This is a genomic window from Actinoplanes sp. NPDC051513 (genome assembly GCF_044454685.1).
GTDB lineage: Bacteria > Actinomycetota > Actinomycetes > Mycobacteriales > Micromonosporaceae > Actinoplanes.
The window spans coordinates 22,239-36,680 of the sequence record NZ_JBITDW010000035.1 but is presented as its reverse complement, the minus strand read 5'-3'; the positions used below and the strand labels follow the sequence as shown (position 1 = coordinate 36,680).

Sequence of the window (14,442 nt, the reverse complement as noted above, 5' to 3'; positions counted from 1 at the left end):
GGAGAGGGTCAGAGAGCCAGGCGAAGCCGGCGCCGCTCGCGCTGCTTGCGCGGGTCGGCGACCGGCGCCGCCATCTGCAACCGGCGGGTGTAGTCGTGCCGCGGGGCGGTCGCGACCTGGCTCGCCTCACCGAGTTCGACGATCTCGCCGCGATACAGGACGGCGATGCGGTCGCTGATCTCGTTGACGACGCCGAGGTCGTGGCTGATGAACAGGTAAGCCACCCCGGTCGCCTTCTGGATGTCGCGGAACAGGCGCAGCACCCGCGCCTGTGTCGTCACGTCGAGCGCGCTCGTCGGCTCGTCACAGACGATCACCGCCGGGTCCAGGGCCAACGCGCGGGCGATGGCCACCCGCTGGCGCTGCCCGCCGGAGAACTCCCGCGGGTACCGGTTCGCGGCATCGGCGGGCAGGCCGACCGCGTCCAAAAGCTCTTTCACCCGGGCGCGGCCCCCCTCGACGCCGGCCGTGGCGAGCGGCTCGACGAGGATGTCGCCGACCGTCATGGACGGGTTGAGCGACGAGTACGGGTCCTGGAAGACGACCTGCACGTCGCGGGCGAGCTCGCGCCGCCGGGCCCGGGAGACGTTGCTGATGGTCTCGCCGCGGAACTCGACCGTGCCTCCGCTGACCGGGGCCAGGCCCAGGATGGCCCGCCCGATGGTGGTCTTGCCCGAGCCGGACTCGCCGACCAAGCTCAGGGTCTCTCCGGCGGCGAGGTCGAAGGAGACGCCGTGGATGACGGTGGTCGAGGCCCGCCGCCGGCCGGTGAAGCGGACGACCAGGTCGCGGACGCGCAGCAGCGGTTCGTCGGTCATGTCAGATCTCCATCAGCTCGACGCTGCGCGAGGACGAGAGCAGTTCCTGGGTGTACGCCTGTTGCGGGGACTCGAAGATGGCGTCGACGTCGGCCCGCTCGACGATGTTTCCTTCCTTCATCACGCTCACGGTGTCGCACAGATCCGCGACAACACCGAGGTTGTGGGTCACCAGGATCATGGCCAGACCCCGCTCCTGGCTCAGCTCGCGCAGCAGTTCGAGGACCTCGGCCTGGACGGTGACGTCCAGGGCGGTGGTGGGCTCGTCGGCGACGATGACGTCCGGGTCAGCGGCGACCGCGCCGCAGATCAGCACCCGCTGGGCCATGCCGCCGGAGATCTCGTGCGGGTACAGGCCCATCACCCGCTCGGGATCGGTTATACCGACCCGGATCAGCAGTTCGGTGATCCGCTCCCGGGCCTGTTTCGCGTCGAGAGTGGTCACCGCCCTCAGCCCGTACGTCAGCTGTTTGCCGATGGTGAAGGAGGGGTCGAGGTTGGACATGGGCTCCTGCGGGACGTACGCGATGCGGCGCCCGCGGGCCGCCCGCATCTTCGCGTCGTCGGCCAGCAGGTCATCTCCGTCGAGCAGGACGCTGCCGTCCAGGACCAGCGCCTCGCGCGGAAGGATGCCCAGGGCGGCGAAGGCAATTTGAGACTTGCCGGAGCCGGACTCCCCCACCAGACCGTGGATCTCACCGCGCCGCACATCCAGGTCGGCGCCGTGCACGACCTCCCGGATCTCGCCGCCGGCCATCGGATAGGCGACCCGCAGGCCCCGAACCGAAAGCACGACATCGTCCGAGCTTCCGACGAGGATTGAATCCTCCTCCGGCTCCGCCTGCCGCGCCGCCGTCACCGCGGCGCGCCGGGCCCGTGGCGACAGTGTCTTGCTGCGGGCCGAGGACTGCAGGACGTCGCTGAGCGCGTTGCCGAGCAGCACCAGGGCCAGGATGGTGAGGCTGATCAGCAGAGCCGGCCAGACCACGGCCCACCGATTGTTGTAGATGCCGTTGAACGAGTTCTGCAGCACGATGCCCCACGACGCCCCGGCCGGGTCACCGAGGCCGAGGAACGAGACGCCGGCCTCGATGCCGATGCCCGCGGCCAGCACGAACGAACTCTGGATGATGACCGGCGCCCGGACGGCCCAGAGCACGTGCCGGCCGACGATCCGCAGGTCGGACAGGCCGGCCACGCGGGCCGCGTCGACGTAGAGCTCGTTGCGCACGCCAAGGACGACGTTGCGGACAAGCCGGTAGTAGGAAGGGGCGATGAGCAGCCCGAATACCGCCATCGCGGCCGGAATGTTCGGCCCGGTCAGGGCGTACAGGGCGATCAGCAGAACGATGCCGGGCAACGACATGACCACGTCGGAGACGAAGCCCGCCGCGGCCTCGAACCGCCCACGATAGAAGCCGGCCACCAAGCCGCTGGTGACACCGACGGCCAGCGAGATCACCAGGATGATGGCGCAGGCGAGCACGGTCTGCCGCGAGCCCCACATGAGCCGCGACAGGATGTCGCGGCCGGCGCTGTCGCCGCCGAGCAGATGCCCGGCACTGAACGGGGCGGCGTTGGTGGCGTCGAGGTCGGTTTCGGTCGGCGAGTACGGCGCCAGCCACGGGCTGGTCACCGCGACCAGCACGACCAGGGCGAGAAAGGCCAGGCACACGGCGCCCTGCGGGTTGCGCAGGAGTTGCCGGAGCACGCGGCGCCGTGCCACGTCGGTTGCCGGGCTGACGGTCATCGGATCCTCGCCTTCGGGTTCAGCACAGTGGTGGCCAGATCGCCGAGGAAGTTCACGACCAGGACGATCACGATCGTCACGAGCACGGTGCCCATCACCATCGGCACGTCGTTCACCTGGGCCGACTGGTTGGCCAGCTGGCCCATGCCGGGCAGCGCGAACACCTGCTCGATGAACACGGCCCCGCCCAGCAGTCCTAGCGTGGTCAGGCTGAGCACGGTCAGGCCGGGACCGGCGGAGTTGCGCAGCACGTGCCGGAAGATCACGTGCCGTTCGCTGATCCCGCGGGCCCGCAACGTCCGGATGTAGTCGCGGCCCAGCGTGTCGAGCACCGCGGTGCGGAACTGCGCGGCCGCGCTGGCCACCGCCCCGACCAGCAGCGCCAGCACCGGCAGGGTCACCGACTTCGCCCAGCCCGAGACGCTGATCTCGGGCGTGACGTAGCCGGTGGCCGGCAGCACCCGCCAGGCGATGGCGAAGGTGAAGACCAGGACGATGGCGATGATGAACGACGGGATCGCGGTGCCCAGCACGGTCAGGAACTGCAGGAGACGGTCGACCCAGCCGCCCTTGACCGCGGCCGTGACGCCGAGCAGGACGCTGAGCAGGATCGTCAGGAGCAGGGTGATGATCACGATGGCGAGAGTGACCGGCACCCTCGACGAGAGCGCGTCGGTCACGGACTGACCGGTGTAGAACGACTCGCCGAGGTTGCCGGTGATCGCGTCGCGCAGCCAATGCCAGTACTGCACCAGCAGCGGCTGGTCGAGACCGAGAGTGACGACCTCACGCTGGACGTCCTCCGGCCGGGCGTTCAGGCCCAGCACCGCCCGGGCGATGCCCTCCCCGTTGCCGAACATCAGCGTGAACGTGGCGAACGTGACCACCAGCAGCACGGCCAGCGAGCGCGCGAGGTTCTTCAGCAGCGTGAGCGTCATCGCAAGTCTCCCGGCTACTTGAAGTCGCGCAGCTTCGGAGTCAGCGCCTCGACGTCCGAGATGTGGTCGATCTTCACGTCCGGGCTGTGCGCGTAGAACCCGTCGGGGTTGACCATCGGCGCGAACCAGGCCTGCTCGACGACGTACTTGTTGATGTCCTGCTGCGCCGTCTTTCGGGTGGCCTCGTCGCCGGTGAGGATCTTCTTCCAGAGGCCGTCGATCGTGGCGTCGGGCTGGTGCTCGAGGTTCCAGTAGCCGGTCGAGCGCACCACGATGTCGATGTCGAGCAGCGACTGGCCGAAGTTGCCGAGCTGCCACAGGACCACCGGGTAGGTGCCGCTGAGCAGGTCACCGATCGCGTTCGCACCGGAGAGCGGCACCTGCTTGACCTTGATGCCGAGCAGTCCGAGCTGCTGCGTCACGTACGGCATGAGGGTCTCGTGATTTTGACCGGCCATGGTCGGCAGTTCGAGGTTGAAGCCGTTCGCGTAGCCCGCCTCGGTCATCAGTGCCTTGGCCTTGGCGACGTCGAAGGGATACGGGTCCTGCATCCCGTCGATGTACGCGTCGCTGCCGGGCCGGAAGATCTGGTACGACGGCTTGCCGTGACCCTGGTAGAGGTTCTTCACCATGGCGTCGCGGTCGAAGACCATGTTGATCGCCTGGCGCACCTTGAGGTTGCCCAGGGCCGGGATCTTCTTGCCGAGGTGGTCGGTGAGCAGCAGGCGGGTCGTGGTGCCCTGCATCGCCAGCACGTCCAGGCCGGAGGCCTTGACCTCGTTGTAGCTGGCCGCCGTGATCAGCGAGCCGTCGACCTGCTTGGTCTTCAGGGCGCTGACGGCCGCCGTCTCGCTCTCGATGACCTTCAAAACCAGTTTCTTGTACGGGTAAGCGGCCGTGTTCCAGTGGCTCTCGTTCTTGGTGAACGTGTAGACCGAGCCGCGGGTGGTGGCGGCGTCGTCCAGGACGTACGGACCGGAGCCGATCGGCTTGTCGTTGACCTTGCCGGAGTCGAGCAGCGCCTTGGTGGTGACCTTCGGGTTGCAGACCCGCTGGATGATCATCGGCTGCGGCTCGGGCCAGGTGAGGGTGATGTTCTGCGCGTCCGGAGCGTCGGTCTTGAGGCCCTTGTAGTCGCCCTGGGACCCGCCGTGCGAGGTGACGTACTGGAACGACGCCGCTACGGCGGCCGAGTCGACTGGCGTGCCGTCGGAGAACTTCTGGCCCTCGCGGAGGTGCGCGGTGAACGACTTGCTGTCCGCGCTGACCGTCCACTTGTCGGCGATGTCGGCCTCCGGCTTGCCGAAGGCATCGCACTTGATCAGGGTGTCCCAGATGGCTTCAGGTCCCCAGCCCTGATATCCCGGCTGGTTCGAGGGGTCCCAGCCGGTGATGTCGGCCGACATGGCGAGCGTGAGCGTGTTCTTGGTGGCGCCGGCGGACGACTCGGCACCCGGCGCCGCTTCTCCGGTGCACCCGGCCAGCAGCGCGGCGAGCGCCACCGCCGAGACGACGAGTGCTGACTTACTGCGTCGCATGAGGAACTCCTTCGAGGGTGCCGCAGACGGGGCACTCAGGCTTCGAGGGGAGGAATTTTTGTACAACGTTCTACGCGGCACTGTAGGGATGCGCGTCACAGCCCGTCAATAGTCCTGCTGAAACCCAGGGGTAACTATTTTGAAACGAGCCAACTATCGCGGCGGATCTCGTAGAACGTTGCACAACGCCCGAATTGTCAGTACGCTCCGCGACGTGGCAGACTCCGCGGGAACCGAGCGCACCACCATCCAGGACGTCGCCGCCGCCGCCGGCGTCTCAGTCTCCGCCGTCTCGAAGGTGCTGCGCGGCGCATACGGAGTCAGCCCGCAGATGCGCACCCGGGTAACCGCCGCGATCGACCGGCTCGGCTACCGCCCGCACACCGGCGCACGGGCGATGCGCGGCCGCACGTACACCGTCGGCGTAGTTCTCGTCGAGCTCACCTCGCCGTTCCAGACCGAGGTGGCCAAGGGCATCAGCGACGCGCTCGAAGACACGCCGTACCAGGACATCCTCGTCACCGCCGGCGCGACCCCCGAGCGCCAGAAGAGCCGTATCGAGGCCCTGCTCGACCGCCATGTCGACGGGCTGGTGCTGATCGCGCCCTGGATCGAAGTCCCGTGGATCGAAAAGATCGCGCAAGCCCTCCCGGTGGTAGCTGTCGCCCTGCACGGCACTCCCCGCAACTTCGACACCGTCGTCGACGACGAACGGCTGGGCGCCCAGCTGATGGTCGACCATCTCGTCGCGGCCGGGCACCGGCAGATCGCGCACACCAGCATGCCGCGGGCCGCGTTCGAGGACACGTTCGTGTTATCGCACACGGCCCGGCGCCAGGGGTACGAACAGGCGATGCGCGGCCACGGCCTGCGACCGGACGTCATCGAGACCTGGCTGTCGGAGGAGGGCGGCCATCAGGCCGCCCGGCAGGCCTTCGATCGGGCCCGCCCACCGACCGCGATCTTCGCCGGGGCCGACATCGCCGCGTTCGGCGTGCTGCGTGCCGCCGAGGAACGCGGGTTGCGGGTGCCGGAGGACGTGTCGGTAGCCGGCTACGACAACATCTACACCTCCACGATCAACCGGGTCTCCCTGACCACCGTCGACCAGTCCGGTCACGGCACGGGTGCGGAAAGCATCCGTCTGCTGCTCGAACGCGTCGAAGGCCGCGCCGAGCCCCGGCAATTCGTCGTGTCCCCGCACCTGGTGACCCGCCGGACCAGCGGGGTGCGGGCCGGCACCACCCGACTCGGGTGAAAGCAGCGGTGGGCGCGGGTCAGGGGCGACGAGAATCTTGAGTGCCTCGCGCTCGTCCAGGGCGCGGTAGGCGTCCGGGGTCTGCTCGAGGCTGACCGTGCGGTCGAAGGCCTTGCCGGGCTCGACGGCGCCGTTGACGATGTCGGGCATCAGCTCGTCGATGTACGCGCGGACGGGCGCCGCGTGGTGTAGAGGCGGCCAGCGCTGATCCGTGTGTGTCACGGCCCAGGCAAGCACGGCGGTGGTGAACGCGCCAGTAACCGCCACGGGCGAGGCGCGCAGGTCGGCGGCGATGGGGTGCAGCAGGACGGCGAAGGGAGCAGTAGAGGCAGCCGTACCCGATGGTCTGCGTGATCGCGAAGACCGCGACGATCCGCCAGCCCGGCCCGATTCGCCGGCGGCCACCCGCGGTGGCCACCGGCGGCTCCTGGACGGACACGCTGGTCAGCCGCAGCAGCTGCCGGCCTGCCCGTCCGCGGCTGCGAAGACGTCGATCAGGGCGAGCGGTGAGCTCAACAGTCCGCCGGCGATGCCGGTCGCCAGCCCGCGCCCGGCCCGCTCGAGACCCAGGGATTCGTTCTGGTCGGTTCGGCCGGCTTGGAGTTCTCCACGCAGAATCCCGTGCCGCTGTCCGCACTGGTCGGCGCCCCGCTGATCGTGTCACCGGCGGGTAGCCTCATGCGGCAGATCGTGGACGACGCGCTGGGCGCGGGCACGATGTTGCGGATCGTTGCCGAGGTGGCGCACCTGACCTCGATCCTGCCGTTGGAGGCGCAGGGCGTCGGTCTCGCGGTCCTGCCGGGCGGTTGGGCTCCGTTGGCCCGGCAGGCGGCATTGCGGGTTGCACGGATCGATCATCTTGCCTGGCTGCATGTGGCGCTGCTGGCGCGATCCGCGCCGCTGACGCCGGCCGCGGGCGCGTTCGTAGCCGCCCGCGCGACGCACCGCATCGAGGTGCGCTTGGAGGTCGGGACGGTATCGGTCGAGCCGCTATCGTGACCGCGGCTCGGCGACGGTACGGCACGTGAGTCGTGCCACGATGAGGCGGTGGGAGAGCCGCCTCCGACTCCATCGCCTGGGTCCGGTCTACGCGCTGCGTGGCCGGCGCTTGCTCTGTATGCGGGACTGCGATGGGGCGCGGTGCTCGTGCTCTGGTTCGCCGCCGCCAGGCGTGGCCGGGATCTCGGCAGCCTTCTCGGCGCCTGGGACGGGCTGCATTACGTGCACATCGCCACGCTGGGTTACCCGGCCGGCCTGGCGCACCCCCCATACGGGGTTTTCGACAACGACTTCGCCTTCTTTCCGCTCTATCCGGGGCTCATCGCCTTGTTCGACCGCGTGCTGCCCGGCGGTGCGCTGCCCGCCGCGATTTTCGTCGCCTGGGCGGCTGGGCTGGCCGCCGCCTGGGGTCTATATGCGGTCGGGGCATGCCTGCGGGATCGACGTACCGGAGTGATGCTGGCCGCGTTGTGGGCGGTGGTGCCACACGCGGTGGTGCAGTCGATGGCGTACACCGAGACCCTCTTCACCGCGCTGGCGGCCTGGTCGCTGTGGGCGTTGCTGCGCCGTCGATGGCTGACCGCCGGAGTGTTGTGCCTGGTGGCGGGGCTGACGCGCTCTACCGCGGTGGCGTTGGTCGCCGCGGTGGGCTTGGCGGCGCTGATCGCGGTGTGCCGCCGTCGTGACGGCTGGCGGCCGTGGCTGGCCGGCATGCTGGCTCCGCTGGGCTGGCTCGGCTACGTGGCCTGGGTGGCTCATCGGGTCGGCCGCGCCGACGGCTACCTGTATGTACAGAAATCCGGGTGGCAGGTGTCGTACGACTTCGGCCGGTACACGCTGACCAACCTGATCTACACCCTGAGCAATCCGCGGCAGTTCGGCTTCTATGTCACCACGATGGTGCTGGTCGTGGCCCTCGCGCTGCTGGTGCTGCTCGTGATCGACCGCACCGCCTGGCCGCTGGTGGTCTACACCGTGGTGATGATTGTGGCGGTCGTCGGCTACACGGGGTTCTACCACGTCAAGGCCCGGCACCTGCTGCCCGCGTTTCCGCTGCTGTTGCCGGTGGCGTACGGATTGGCGGCCGCCCGGCCATCCCGCATCGTCGTGGTGTTGCTGCTGCTCGGCTCGGTATCCGCCTGGTACGGCGTCTACTTGTGCCTGATCTGGAGGGGTTCGCCCTGATCAGGCGCCGGCGGCTGGGCACCGGTCGTCGGCACCCAGCCGCGGTGCACGTCAGACGGTTGGGGGCTGGGTGGTGTAGACGGTGGGGTCGCCCTGTTTCAGCCAGATCTGTGGGTTGTCGATGGGGGTGAAGGCCCGATCGCCGCTGGGCTCACGCGTTTCCGGGACGCTGTCGCCGCTCGGCTGGTGGACGATGAAGTTGACTGGTTTCGTGTCGTCGGTGAGCGGTATCTCGAAGGTGGCCCAGCCGTTCTCGATGCGCGCCGGCGGCAACGGCTTGTCCCAGGCGACCTGCGCCAGGGTAGCCGGGTCGATGCCGTCGCCCCACAGGCGCAGGCCCCAGCCGGTGTAGTCGCCGGCCGAGCGATGGTAGTGCACCGTCGCCGTGGTCACCGGCGGGCCCGCGTAGCGGACCGTGCGCACCTCGCTCACCACCCGCGGGTAGGCCAGCACCGCCCGGTAGCGGATCTCGGTGCCGGTGGCGAGGCCGAGCGCCGACAGGTCGTCGAAGGCGGTGTACGCGGGGGACGAGTCGTCACGGCCGATGGTGGTCCACGTGCCGCCCGCGATGCTGCGCTCGAAGCGGACCACGTGGCTGGCCCGCTCCGGGTCGGCAACCGCGCGCACCTCGACCCGGCCGCGGACGTTGCCGCCCTCTGCCGAGGCCTCGATGGTCAGCGCCGGGGCTGGCACCCGAGTCGCGCGCCGCTAGCCGCAGACAGGCTGCGCGCCGCGCTGGCGACATCCGAACGGGTCAAGGTGATCGAACGCACTTTCTGAAGGCGCCGCAGTCGGCGCGGTTTTCTCAGTTGAGACTGGCCCAGTTCAGCTTCGCCGCTCCAGGCACTCGCGTAGCCAGGTCCATTCGCGGACGACGTAGTCGGTTATGTCTCCGGTCTTGAGCTGGGTCGGCAGGACGTCCCAGGTGTAGGTCTCGATCTCAAGATGATCGGACAGTGGCACGTCGGCGTGCAGGGCCAGCGCCGCCTCGATTCCGGATCTGGTGGTACGGAAGCTGCCCAGCTCGTCGAGGAAGATTGGTACGTGGAAGTGCGTGCGCCATTCGCGGGCGCCGGTCGGGTCCTTCCGCCACGCGTCGATCGCGTCGGTCAGCGTCAGCATTTTGGTCAGCTGGCCGTCGCGTGCCTCGGTGGTCTGGCTCAGATAGATCGTGTCGGTGAAAGCAGCCAACGCGGCGACCGCGTCCTCGGTGACCTCGGGCACGCGCAGCGCCGCGGCGGCCTGCAGCTTGAACACAGGCAGCCCGGCGTCGCGCAGCGATTCCAGCGACGCCGCGATGTCCTCGAACTCCACTGACTGGTGGCCGATGTCGAAGACCAAGCCGAGGTGTCGGCGCACCAGGCCGGCTGTTTCGCTGGCGGGGAGGCCGGTGAGTGCGCACAGCGTGCGGATGCCCTCGGGTGACCAGATGTGCCGGCGGAAGTAGTCGAGGGTCTCCTTCGTCGTTTCCAGCAGGCAGAACGGTTCCGGTTCGAGCGCCAGTTTGACTCGCCGGCCGGTGCGTCGTTCGAGGTCGATGAGGTGGGCCACGGCGCGCAGCACGTTGCCGGTGATCCGCGCGACGTCGTCCGCGGAGCGCACGTTGGCACGGAAGGCCAGCGGCGCGGTCTGGATCGACGGCGCGACCGAGTCCGGCGTGATATCGGCGAGAATGTTCGCGACCTGGTTCGTGTAGATGACGCGTTCCTCGGTGGACCAGTCCGGCTCGTACACCTGCTCCATGACTTTCCGGCCTTTGAACGGGCCGTAGGGAAAGGCGTTGACGGTGAAGACGTACATGTCGTGCTCGGCGAGCCAGATCCGCAGCCGTGCGCGTTCCGCGGGGTCACCGGCGAGGGTCCGGGCGGACGCGCCGGACAGCCGCAGCGAGACGCCGTACGGTTCGGTCGGCGACACGCGTTGCTTCACCTTCGGGGCGTACGTCTCGAGGCTGGCGCGCATCTCGTCCCAGGTGTCGCCGGGGTGGACGAGCGTGGAGTAGGCGAGGTGGCCTAGCCGGCCGAGGTCCATGGCGCCTCCAGGCGTCGTTTCACGGCGGTCAGGAACCGTGCGGCGTCATCGCGGCCAAGCAGCTCGCCGTGGTATGCGAACGTCAGTCGCGCGAGCGAGCGGATGGCGATGGCCGGATCGCCGTCACCGGTTCGGACGATCGCGGGGCGTTCCACGGCGGCGCCGATCACGAGGGTGCCGGCCTGCCCTGGCTCCGGCGGCAGGGTCTCGGCGATCAGGCGGGACACCGCCAGCGTGACGTTGGCGCCCCCTGCCTGCGGGTCGGTGCTGGGCTCGTTCAGTCGCCGGCGCAGGCCGGCCAGGCTGAGCTCGTCCGCGTGGCGGATCACCGCGGCGTCCGGGCCGGCCGCTAGGTGCACGGGACCGGCTGGCATTGCCTCCACTGCCGCTTTGGCGACGTAGGGCAGGACGTCCCCGTCCAGCCCGGTGAGATCAACCTCCGTCTCGGCGACCACGAACGACGCCGGTGGCGGCAGTGGGCCGGTCTCGCCGACGCGCCGCCGGGCGCGTGGCGACAACGAGTGCCGTCGCCGGGCCTCGGCGACACTCATGCTCGCAGGGCCTTGGTCACGGTGGCGGCCACCAAGTCGGCGGACGGTATGACGAGGTCCTCTAGGGAGTCGGCCGCCGGCAGCGGGATGTGCGGTGTCGTGATGCGCTGCACGGGGCCGTCGAGGTCCCAGAAGCCTTCTTCTGCGACGATCGACGCGATTTCGGCGCCCCAGCCGAGCAGCCGGGGGTTCTCCTCGACGGTGAACAGCCGGCCGGTCTTGTTCAGCGACGCCAGGATGGTCCGGATGTCCAGCGGGACCAGGGAGCGTACGTCGATCACCTCGGCCTCGATCCCGGTCGCCGCGAGTTGAGCGGCGGCATCGAACGCACGGCCAACGGTCAACCCGAGGGCCAGGATCGTGGCGTCGGTGCCGGCTCGGCGCACCACGGCCGTGCCCAGCTCGTCCACGATCTCGCCGTCGGGCACCTCGCCCTTCATCGCGTACAGGCCCTTGTGCTCGAAGAACAGCACCGGGTCGTCGCTGCGCACGGCGGCCGCCATCAGTCCGACGACGTCGCGGGGCGTGGCCGGGGTGACCACCTTGAGGCCGGGCACGGCCATCGCCCAGTTCTCCACCGCCTGCGAGTGCTGGGCTCCGAAGCGCAGGCTGCCGCCGTTGCCGCTCTTGATGACCAGGGGAACGGAGACTTGCCCGTTGGTCATGTACCGGGTCTTGGCGATCTGGTTGGCCACGATGTCCCAGCAGACCGCGAAGAAGTCGGCGAACATGATTTCGGCGATCGGGCGCAGGCCGGTCATCGCGGCGCCCATGGCCGCGCCGATGATGGCCTGCTCGGAGATGGGTGTGTCGATCACCCGGCGCGGACCGAACTCGCCGAGCAGTCCTTCCGTCGTCTTGAAAACGCCGCCCGCGCCGGCGACGTCCTCGCCGATCAGCACGACGCGTTCGTCGCGGCGCATCTCCTGGGCGATGCCCCGGGCGACCGCGCTGCGATAGGTCAGTTGCGCCATGACGATCCTCCGTCCGCCCACAACTCCGTCGTCGCCACGGCCGGTGAGGGCAGGTCACCGGCGATGGCCTCCTCGGTGGCCCGCTCGACCTCGGCCGCGGCTTCCTCGTCGATCTGGTCCACCGACGCATGGTCGACGCCGAGTCGTTGCAGCCGGCCGCGGTACACGGTGATCGGGTCGTAATTCAGCCAGGCCTCGATCTCGCCGGCCGGCCGGTATTTGCCGGGATCGGCGCGCGAGTGGCCGCCGTGGCGGTAGGTCACGGCTTCGATCAGGGACGGGCCGCCGCCGGCCCGGGCGCGCTGGATCGCCGTAGTGGCGGCCAGGTAGACCGCGTCGGCGTCGTTCCCGTCGATGGCGATCGGATCCAGGCCGTAGGCGGGTGCGCGGTCCGCGGCCGGGCGGGGCACAGCGGTGATGTCGGCGATCGCGGTGTACTCCATGTACAGGTTGTTCTCGCAGACGAAGACGATCGGCAGCCGAAACACCGCGGCGAAGTTGAGCGCCTCATGGAACGCGCCGATGTTGGTCGTCCCGTCACCGAAGAAGCAAACGGTGACCTGTCCCGACTCGCGGTACTGGGCCGACCAGGCAGCGCCGTTGGCGATGGTCAGATGGGCGCCGATGATCGCGTACGACCCGAGGACGCCGTGTTCGACGCTGGTCAAATGCATGGATCCGCCCTTGCCGCCCATCAGGCCGTTGGCGCGGCCGAGGAGCTCGGCCAGCACCGGCGTCATCGGCACGCCCCGGGCCAGCGTGTGCGCGTGCCCGCGATAGGTGGCGAAGGTGAGGTCGCCCGGCCGCATCGCCACGCCGAAGCCGGCGGCGACCGCCTCCATGCCCAGCGAGAGGTGGCTCGTGCCCTTGACCAGCTGGCGCATGAACAGGTCGTACGCCCGCTTCTCGAACAGGCGCATCTGCTGCATCTTGCGGTAGATGTCGAGCCGGACCGGCAGCGGAACGGCGTCCCGATCGTGGCGGGTCGGGTCGTCCGGGGGCAGCACTGCCTGGTGAGCGCCGTAGTCGTGTTCGGCGAGGGGATGCCTCATGCCACGCCCCCGGCGGCCGGGCGGGAGTTCAGATGCGACTGACTTTCCCGTACGGGTGGAAGCTCCCCGCCGGTCGTGTAGTACCGCTGCCCGGCGATCAGCAACTCCTCGGCCGGGAACTTGGTGAGCACCTCACAGCCGGACTCGGTCACCAGGATCTCCTCCTCGATCCGGGCCGCGCCCCACCCGTCGGCCGCCGGCCAGTAGGTCTCAAGCGCGAACACCTGACCCGGTTCGAGCGTCTCCGGGTTGTCGATCGAGGTAAGCCGGCTGAAGATCGGGCGCTCCCAGATGCTCAGGCCGACGCCGTGGCCATACTGCAGGCCGAAGGCCGCCTCCTCGTCACCGAATCCGAAGTCGGTCGCGTCCGGCCATACCTGCACGATGTCGGCGGTCGTCGCCCCCGGTTTGACCAGGCTGATCGCATTGTCGATGAGCTCGCGGCAGATTTTGTACGCTCCGCGCATGCCGGGCGAGGCGCTGCCCACCGCGAACGTCCGGTAGTAGCAGGTCCGGTAGCCCTGGTAGCTGTGCAGGATGTCGAAGAAGGCCGGGTCGCCGGGGCGGATCATGCGGTCGGAGAACATGTGCGGGTGCGGCGAGCAGCGTTCGCCGGAGATCGCGTTGACCCCCTCGACGTGCTCCGAGCCCAGGTCGAAGAGGGTCTTGCTGACCAGCCCGACGCATTCGTTCTCGCGCACGCCGGGGCGCAGGAACGCGTACAGATCCTCGTACGCGGCGTCCACCATCGACACCGCCTGGGTGAGCAGACCGACCTCGTCGCGGGTCTTGACCCGCCGGGCCTCCAGGAACTGCTGCTGGCCGTCGACCACCGGGAAGCCGAGGCGCTGCAACGCTTCCAGCACCGGTAGCTCGATCATGTCGACGCCGATCGGCTGCCCCGCCAGGCCGAAATCGGCCATCACCTGCGCGATCTTGGCCGCCACGTCCTCGGCCCGGCCCGCCCCGGTGGGGATAGCGCCGCGCAGGGTGGAGATGCCGGCACGGGCGCCGTAGTGCTCGCCGCGGCCGGCCGCCGCGTGCGGCTCGTCCAGCCAGGGGCTGTACAGCTGGTGGTGACGGGCGGCCGAGCCGAAGTCCCAGAGCACCGGGTCGCCGCCGCGCGGCAGCAGCGCGAAACGGATCAGCTTGTCCATCGCCCAGGTGCCGATGTGCGTCGAGGTCATGTACCGGATGTTGTGGAAGTCGAAGGTGAGCAGCGCGCCCAGCTCGGACCGGTCGAGCTCGGCCTTGAGCTTCTGCAGGCGCTCCCGGCGCAACCGTCCGACGTCCAGCCGGTTCTCCCAGTCCACCCCGGTCGTTCCGTATGTCGCGGAAACCATCGTCG

At 69.3% G+C, this 14,442-nt stretch carries 12 protein-coding genes and 1 pseudogene; 3 read left to right on the top strand and 10 right to left on the bottom strand.

The features are described from left to right. Nucleotides 1-8 precede the first annotated feature (8 nt). Genes ACIA5D_RS47745 through ACIA5D_RS47730 form a run of 4 tightly spaced genes read right to left on the bottom strand, consistent with a single transcriptional unit; the run spans nucleotide 9 to nucleotide 5,044 of the window. Complete coding sequence (locus ACIA5D_RS47745; RefSeq protein WP_396037358.1) at nucleotides 9-818, bottom strand: ABC transporter ATP-binding protein; 810 nt, start codon at nucleotides 816-818, stop codon at nucleotides 9-11. Between the two features lies 1 nt (nucleotide 819). Next, on the bottom strand, nucleotides 820-2,568 hold the full coding sequence (locus ACIA5D_RS47740) for a dipeptide/oligopeptide/nickel ABC transporter permease/ATP-binding protein (RefSeq protein WP_396037357.1): 1,749 nt from the start codon (nucleotides 2,566-2,568) through the stop codon (nucleotides 820-822). After that, complete coding sequence (locus ACIA5D_RS47735; protein WP_396037356.1) at nucleotides 2,565-3,506, bottom strand: ABC transporter permease; 942 nt, start codon at nucleotides 3,504-3,506, stop codon at nucleotides 2,565-2,567. Before ACIA5D_RS47735 ends, ACIA5D_RS47740 begins: the two co-directional genes overlap by 4 nt. Nucleotides 3,507-3,520: 14 nt before the next feature. Further along, nucleotides 3,521-5,044, bottom strand: a complete 1,524-nt coding sequence (locus tag ACIA5D_RS47730; RefSeq protein ID WP_396037355.1) for an ABC transporter substrate-binding protein — start codon at nucleotides 5,042-5,044, stop codon at nucleotides 3,521-3,523. 214 nt (nucleotides 5,045-5,258) lie between these two features. Here ACIA5D_RS47730 and ACIA5D_RS47725 point away from each other — a divergent pair, with 214 nt between their 5' ends. From ACIA5D_RS47725 to ACIA5D_RS47715, 3 genes and pseudogenes are all read left to right on the top strand, one after another. Next, entirely contained in the window at nucleotides 5,259-6,302 is a 1,044-nt protein-coding gene (locus ACIA5D_RS47725; RefSeq protein WP_396037354.1) for a LacI family DNA-binding transcriptional regulator, read from the top strand. A 576-nt stretch (nucleotides 6,303-6,878) separates the two neighbouring features. Beyond that, nucleotides 6,879-7,301, top strand: a pseudogene (locus ACIA5D_RS47720) (LysR family transcriptional regulator substrate-binding protein); the annotation flags it as partial. A gap of 141 nt (nucleotides 7,302-7,442) precedes the next feature. Then, entirely contained in the window at nucleotides 7,443-8,486 is a 1,044-nt protein-coding gene (locus ACIA5D_RS47715) for a hypothetical protein (RefSeq protein WP_396037353.1), read from the top strand. 51 nt (nucleotides 8,487-8,537) lie between these two features. On the opposite strand, the gene ACIA5D_RS47710 is transcribed toward ACIA5D_RS47715, so the two are convergent. The 6 genes from ACIA5D_RS47710 to ACIA5D_RS47685 all read right to left on the bottom strand — a co-directional run bounded on the left by ACIA5D_RS47710 (nucleotide 8,538) and on the right by ACIA5D_RS47685 (nucleotide 14,437). Next, nucleotides 8,538-9,179, bottom strand: coding sequence for a pullulanase-associated domain-containing protein (locus ACIA5D_RS47710; RefSeq protein WP_396037352.1), 642 nt, complete (start codon nucleotides 9,177-9,179; stop codon nucleotides 8,538-8,540). Between the two features lie 132 nt (nucleotides 9,180-9,311). Further along, a complete protein-coding gene (gene eboE, locus ACIA5D_RS47705) occupies nucleotides 9,312-10,517 on the bottom strand; it encodes a metabolite traffic protein EboE (RefSeq protein WP_396037351.1) in 1,206 nt (401 codons plus the stop codon). Then, on the bottom strand, nucleotides 10,499-11,068 hold the full coding sequence (locus ACIA5D_RS47700) for a hypothetical protein (RefSeq protein ID WP_396037350.1): 570 nt from the start codon (nucleotides 11,066-11,068) through the stop codon (nucleotides 10,499-10,501). The genes eboE and ACIA5D_RS47700 overlap by 19 nt, the downstream gene beginning before the upstream one ends. Continuing rightward, the gene (locus tag ACIA5D_RS47695) at nucleotides 11,065-12,042 is read right to left on the bottom strand and encodes an alpha-ketoacid dehydrogenase subunit beta (protein WP_396037349.1); all 978 of its coding nucleotides are present in this window, start codon (nucleotides 12,040-12,042) and stop codon (nucleotides 11,065-11,067) included. The genes ACIA5D_RS47700 and ACIA5D_RS47695 overlap by 4 nt, the downstream gene beginning before the upstream one ends. Next, the gene (locus tag ACIA5D_RS47690) at nucleotides 12,030-13,094 is read right to left on the bottom strand and encodes a thiamine pyrophosphate-dependent dehydrogenase E1 component subunit alpha (protein ID WP_396037348.1); all 1,065 of its coding nucleotides are present in this window, start codon (nucleotides 13,092-13,094) and stop codon (nucleotides 12,030-12,032) included. Before ACIA5D_RS47690 ends, ACIA5D_RS47695 begins: the two co-directional genes overlap by 13 nt. After that, nucleotides 13,091-14,437 carry a M24 family metallopeptidase gene (locus ACIA5D_RS47685; protein ID WP_396037347.1) on the bottom strand — a complete coding sequence of 449 codons (1,347 nt, stop codon included), beginning with the start codon at nucleotides 14,435-14,437 and terminating at the stop codon, nucleotides 13,091-13,093. Before ACIA5D_RS47685 ends, ACIA5D_RS47690 begins: the two co-directional genes overlap by 4 nt. Nucleotides 14,438-14,442: the final 5 nt, after the last annotated feature.

Excerpts from the sequence above, each read along its gene's own strand:
- ACIA5D_RS47690 (WP_396037348.1), bottom strand. The coding sequence starts at position 13,094 with ATGAGGCATCCCCTCGCCGAACACGACTACGGCGCTCACCAGGCAGTG.
- eboE (WP_396037351.1), bottom strand. The coding sequence starts at position 10,517 with ATGGACCTCGGCCGGCTAGGCCACCTCGCCTACTCCACGCTCGTCCAC.
- ACIA5D_RS47740 (WP_396037357.1), bottom strand. The coding sequence starts at position 2,568 with ATGACCGTCAGCCCGGCAACCGACGTGGCACGGCGCCGCGTGCTCCGG.
- ACIA5D_RS47700 (WP_396037350.1), bottom strand. The coding sequence starts at position 11,068 with ATGAGTGTCGCCGAGGCCCGGCGACGGCACTCGTTGTCGCCACGCGCC.
- ACIA5D_RS47730 (WP_396037355.1), bottom strand. The coding sequence starts at position 5,044 with ATGCGACGCAGTAAGTCAGCACTCGTCGTCTCGGCGGTGGCGCTCGCC.
- ACIA5D_RS47685 (WP_396037347.1), bottom strand. The coding sequence starts at position 14,437 with ATGGTTTCCGCGACATACGGAACGACCGGGGTGGACTGGGAGAACCGG.
- ACIA5D_RS47695 (WP_396037349.1), bottom strand. The coding sequence starts at position 12,042 with ATGGCGCAACTGACCTATCGCAGCGCGGTCGCCCGGGGCATCGCCCAG.
- ACIA5D_RS47745 (WP_396037358.1), bottom strand. The coding sequence starts at position 818 with ATGACCGACGAACCGCTGCTGCGCGTCCGCGACCTGGTCGTCCGCTTC.
- ACIA5D_RS47735 (WP_396037356.1), bottom strand. The coding sequence starts at position 3,506 with ATGACGCTCACGCTGCTGAAGAACCTCGCGCGCTCGCTGGCCGTGCTG.